This window comes from Waterburya sp. (assembly GCF_058530065.1).
In genome coordinates this window covers 1-4,383 of record NZ_JBZNBU010000077.1, presented here as the reverse complement: position 1 = coordinate 4,383, position 4,383 = coordinate 1, and the positions used below count along the sequence as shown (strand labels likewise).

At 41.8% G+C, this 4,383-nt stretch carries 5 protein-coding genes; all 5 read left to right on the top strand.

Annotation, left to right across the window (positions count from 1 at the left end):
• Window positions 1-303 precede the first annotated feature (303 nt).
• Entirely contained in the window at window positions 304-675 is a 372-nt protein-coding gene (locus AC33VI_RS05135; RefSeq protein WP_491781191.1) for a cupin domain-containing protein, read from the top strand.
• A gap of 28 nt (window positions 676-703) precedes the next feature.
• Entirely contained in the window at window positions 704-1,450 is a 747-nt protein-coding gene (locus tag AC33VI_RS05130; RefSeq protein ID WP_491781190.1) for an SDR family oxidoreductase, read from the top strand.
• A gap of 44 nt (window positions 1,451-1,494) precedes the next feature.
• Window positions 1,495-2,991 carry a hybrid sensor histidine kinase/response regulator gene (locus AC33VI_RS05125; RefSeq protein ID WP_491781189.1) on the top strand — a complete coding sequence of 499 codons (1,497 nt, stop codon included), beginning with the start codon at window positions 1,495-1,497 and terminating at the stop codon, window positions 2,989-2,991.
• 120 nt (window positions 2,992-3,111) lie between these two features.
• Window positions 3,112-3,603 (top strand): carboxymuconolactone decarboxylase family protein, encoded by a 492-nt coding sequence (locus AC33VI_RS05120; RefSeq protein ID WP_491781188.1) that lies wholly within the window; start codon window positions 3,112-3,114, stop codon window positions 3,601-3,603.
• Between the two features lie 143 nt (window positions 3,604-3,746).
• Window positions 3,747-4,127, top strand: a complete 381-nt coding sequence (locus AC33VI_RS05115) for a response regulator (RefSeq protein WP_491781187.1) — start codon at window positions 3,747-3,749, stop codon at window positions 4,125-4,127.
• Window positions 4,128-4,383: the final 256 nt, after the last annotated feature.

Sequence of the window (4,383 nt, the reverse complement as noted above, 5' to 3'; positions counted from 1 at the left end):
TGGTTAATTGCTCAAGCTCTTGTCTTTCTTCAGGAGTTAGGGAAACGATGTATTTCTTCTTCGGCATCTATTAGGACATTATCAGCAACCAGTTAATTCTCAACTATTTCATTCCTCAAATCAAGCTTGATGACCTACTACTTCAAACTCCAGTTTTCTATTTGGACGCGGTTTAAATAAGATTTAATATTTAACCGTTGTCCATTGTCCATTGTTCATTGATAAAGCTTCTGCGATAAAAATCCCTATTTCTTCTCATTCTCATATCACAATAGAAAATTGAATCAAATTACTAAGCTTCATATGAAATCTACCAGAACTTATTGGAATCCTCTTTCTCCAGAACAAGATGCAGCTTGGGAAGTAGTTGAAGGTTCACAGGGAAATATCACTCAACTAACTATTGCTGAAGATCCCGTAACGGGGGACTATACTCGATTGACTAAATTTAAAAGTGGTTATTCTACTGAAGAATTTGGGGCAAAAAGCCACGATTATCCCGAAGAAATATTTGTCGTTGCAGGGAAGTTATACGATAAAGCGTTCGATGTGTGGTTAGAACCAGGATACTATGCCAGTCGTCCTCCAGGAGAAGTTCACGGCTATTTTGTTGCCGATGGAGATGCGATCGTTTTAGAAATGTCTTACCCCAGTCAAGCCATCAAGAATGATTAGTAGTCTTTAACCAGAGTTTAGAACAATTATGAAAAAAGTCGCGATCGTCACGGGTGCTAGTCGTGGCATTGGTGCTGCTACTGCACTTCTTGCTGCCAAACGGGGTTATGCTATTGGTGTCAATTATCTCCACAATCAAAAAGCTGCCCAAAAAGTCGTTGACCAGATTCAACAACTAGGAGGCAAAGCGATCGCTGTTGCTGCTGATGTGGCTGACGAAGCTGATGTAATTTCTCTATTCGATCGGGTAGAAGAACAACTCGGAACAGCAACTGCACTGGTGAACAATGCAGGGATTCTAGAGCAACAAATGCGGGTTGAGGATATGGGTGCAGATCGATTACATCGCGTCTTTGCCACCAATATTATTGGCAGTTTTCTCTGTGCCAGAGAAGCAGTTAAACGAATGTCTACCAAATATGGGGGTCTAGGAGGAGCAATCGTAAATGTATCATCGGGTGCTGCCCGCCTCGGTTCACCTGGAGAATATGTAGACTATGCTGCTTCCAAAGGGGCGATCGATACGCTAACTATTGGACTAGCAAAGGAAGTTGCCGAAGAGAAAATTAGAGTTAATGCGGTACGTCCTGGTTTTATTGACACCGAAATTCATGCCAGTGGAGGCGAACCAAATCGGATTGAAAGAGTAAAACAATTTATTCCTCTGAAAAGAGGTGGTCGAGCAATTGAGGTGGCAACAGCAATTTTGTGGTTACTATCTGATGAAGCTTCATATACCACTGGTTCTTTTATCGATATTACGGGAGGTAGGTAACTTGAGTTGCAGTATATTTGAGATAGACGAGTTGGGTAACGACCGTGTTTAAAGAACGCCACCATCCGCCCAAAGCCGATATATTAGCTATTGACGACACTCCCGAAAACTTGACTTTGTTGTCTCAGATGCTTACGAATAAGGGTTACAAGGTACGCAGCGTGACTAAAGGTTCTACCGCAATTAGGGGGGCAAAGGCGGTACCGCCAGACATAATTTTGCTGGATGTAAAAATGCCAGAGATGAACGGTTATGAGGTATGTCAGCAACTAAAAACAGACGATCGCACTAAAGATATTCCGATAATTTTTATTAGTGCTTTGGGGGATGTGTTTGATAAGGTGAAAGCGTTTGCTGTGGGGGGAGTAGACTACATCACCAAGCCATTTCAAGTAGAGGAAGTTCTTGCCAGACTCGATACCCATTTAACTATCCGCAATTTACAAATTAAACTCGAAACCCAAAACATTCAGCTACAGCAAGAAATAGCCGAAAAAACCGCAGCCGAAGATAAGTTTGCCAAAGCCTTCCGTGCTTGTCCTAACCCGATTGCGATCGCAACATACAAAGATGGACAAGTGTTGGAAGTTAACAACAGTTTCCTGCAAATGAGTGGTTATGATGCAGCAGAAGTGATTAACCAAAAGATCGAACAGATTTATTCGGAGTCTGCTTTAGCAACCTATCAACAGGCGTTAAAAAAAATTGAGACTCAGGAATTTGTTCGCAACCTAGAATTAGAATTCGCTACCAAATCGGGTCGAGTTACAACAGTATTGCTTTCAATGGAGTCGATCGAACTGAACGGCAACCGATGTATTTTACAAATACTCAATGATATTACCGAACGCAAACGCCTCGAAAATGAATTTATTTCCTTAGTCAGTCACGAATTACGCACCCCGATGACATCTACCATTGGCGCATTAGACCTCTTAAATTCTGGTAGGTTGGGACAGTTAAGCGATCGCGGTAAACAAATTCTTCAGGTAGCGATTCGCAACAGCGAACGATTGATCCGTTTGGTGAATGATATCCTCGATCTCGAACGCATGAAGTCGGGCAAAATCGCGATCGAACCTGTTGAGTGCAACCTCAGACCCTTGCTAGTTCAGGCTACCGAAACCATGCAGGCAATGGCAGCTATAGCCGAGGTACAACTAGTATTAGAATCGTGCGATGTAGTTTTAAATTTAGATGGCGATCGCATGTTGCAGACTTTAACTAATCTACTAAGCAACGCTATTAAATTTACCCAACCAGGGGGGATGGTGGAATTGCAGGCTGCGGTAATAGAAAATAGCTGTTTAATTTCCGTTCGGGATACGGGTAGAGGTATTCCCCCAGATAAATTAGAATTCATCTTTGAACGTTTCCAACAAGTAGACGCTTCCGACTCTCGCAGCAAAGGAGGAACGGGTTTGGGTCTAGCGATCTGTCGTCATATTGTTGAGAGACATAACGGCAAGATTTGGGTAGAAAGCGAGTTGGGTAAAGGCAGTACTTTTTATATCGATTTGCCCTCGGTTGATAATTTATGAAGATATTTTAAATTCAATAAATATCTCTTAAAAATAACAACTTTGAAAATTTTTTTTATTCTCTATTTATTCCCGAACGCCTTTTAATTTGAAAACAGAAAACGTTAGGAATAAAACATTATGACAACTACACCACTACCCAAACCAGTTCCTGCTTGTGGCGCACCCTGTTCCCGTAGAGAAGTAGAGCAAAGAATCGAAGATGCCCTCTGTGGCAACATACCTGGTTTATTTCAAGACCAAGGCTTTAGTTTTCCTGACAGCACGCTCAACTTTGAATGGGAACTATTTAGACACTTTGAATTTGCACCTCTGATTCCAGCACCCTATCCCGCAAAAGATCCCGTGATTCCTTTGAAATATAGACAGCTGATGGGGATTGCGATCCACGCAGAAACCAAATGTCAATTCTGCGCACCTTTTCATATTGCCCTAGCTAAAGTCTATGGGGCGACTGATGAAGAGATTCAAGAAGCAGTCAACTATGCCAAACATAGCGTTGGGATAAGTGCATATCTTAATGGTTTGGATTTTGACTTGGATGCCTTTTTGGAAGAGATAAAAGTCTTGGTCAGATGTCTGCAAACCAAAGTACCCAGAAACGAAAAATAAGCTAACTGCTACATGGTACTAACTTTATAGGGGCGATCGCTTGTTGTCTGTTGGGCAAGGCGATCGTTTTTTGCTATGTTTCTCTAGTTCTTCCCGATTCCAGTTTAGATTAGTCTAATTGAATTTAACCACACAGACCGACCGTGAGCAAAACTATTTTAATTATTGACGACGAGGACGATGTTAAAGACATCGCCCAAATGGGATTAGAAATGGCATCAGATTGGAATGCGATCGCTGCTAGTAGTGGGAAAGAAGGCTTAGAATTAGCAATAACCATGCAGCCAGAAATCATCTTATTAGATTTAATGATGCCCGAATGGGATGGCAAAGAAACCCTTAAGCAGTTTAAAGCCAATCGCCAAACCGCAACTATTCCCGTAATTTTAATGACTGCCAAAACTCAATCGGCGATCGCTCCCGAATTAGCTACATTAGATTTAGCGGGGGTAATTACCAAACCTTTTCGTCCTCTAGAATTACCAGAACAAATTAACAATATTCTTAAATCCCAAAAAAAGTAGACGGGGTTTAAGATTTGACGATAATTATTAACTTAGAGATCGCTATTTCATCGAGCATTTATTATTTATCATCTTTTGTTCGATGTTATATCAAGTCCGTTTGATTAGTTACAATAATCTTACTTGCTTCCAACTATTATCTTCCTTCTGCCCTCTGCCTTCTGCCCTCTGCCTTCTGCCCTCTGCCTTCTGCCCTCTGCCTTCTGCCCTCTGCCTTCTGCCCTCTGCCTTCTGCCCTCTGCCTTCTGCCCTCTGC